Source organism: Pedobacter sp. 01N416, from assembly GCF_056399685.1.
In genome coordinates this window covers 1-920 of record NZ_JBFTRT010000949.1, presented here as the reverse complement: position 1 = coordinate 920, position 920 = coordinate 1, and the positions used below count along the sequence as shown (strand labels likewise).

At 45.2% G+C, this 920-nt stretch carries 1 protein-coding gene; it reads left to right on the top strand.

The genetic code is table 11. From position 1 onward, the window contains the following. Positions 1-11: 11 nt before the first annotated feature. The coding region (locus AC1DND_RS28600) for a PorP/SprF family type IX secretion system membrane protein (RefSeq protein ID WP_477586319.1) at positions 12-920 on the top strand (909 nt) is incomplete at its 3' end.

Here is a 920-nt window from a genome sequence, read left to right as displayed (position 1 = left end):
ATATTAAGATGATGAAGAAATTAATATTGTTAATAGCGGGTTCGTTTTTATTGCTTTCGAGGCCGGCATCCGCACAACAGGACGCCCAGTACAGTCAGTATATGTTTAACGGAATTTACATCAATCCAGCTTATGCAGGCTACAAAGAAGTACTGAATGTGCATAGCTTTTACCGGAGCCAGTGGACGGGGATAACCGGGGCACCGAGAAGCATGTCGTTGGCGGTAGATGCCATTGCAAACAGCGGTAACGTAGGCTTGGCCCTTCAGGTAGCGAGCGATAAACTTGGCGCACAGACCAACCTGAGCATTTACGGTAATTATTCGTACCGCATCAGGATGAATGATGATGGCAGTTCGAGATTGGCGCTTGGCCTTGGCGTTGGAATGGTGCAGTTGGGTATCGATGGTTCTATGCTCAATCCAAACAATCCAGAACCTAATCAACCAGTAGGGGTGCAAAGTACCATTGTGCCCGATGCCAGGGCAGGGGTTTATTTTGCAAACGACAAATACTATGCTGGTTTTTCGGTAGATAACCTGATTGCCACTTACATCAATATCGATCGTTATGCTTTTATCCCACAGCCTAAACCACATTATTACCTTACAGCCGGAGCACTGTTCCCACTTTCGGAAGATTTTCAGATCAAACCCTCATTTCTGTTAAAGGATGACCGTGGCGGCCCAACCAGTTTAGATGTAAATGCATTCTTATTGATTAAAGAATATCTGTGGGTTGGCGGTTCCTACCGGACCGGAGTAAAACTGTATGATAAAAGTTATCTGCAGCGAGACCTTACACCCCGAAACTCTGCTGTTGCAGCAATACAGATTTTTCCATCAGATAAAATCAGGATCGGTTATGGTTACGATTTCTCAATAGGTCCTTTACAGGGCTATAGTAGCGGAACGCATGAG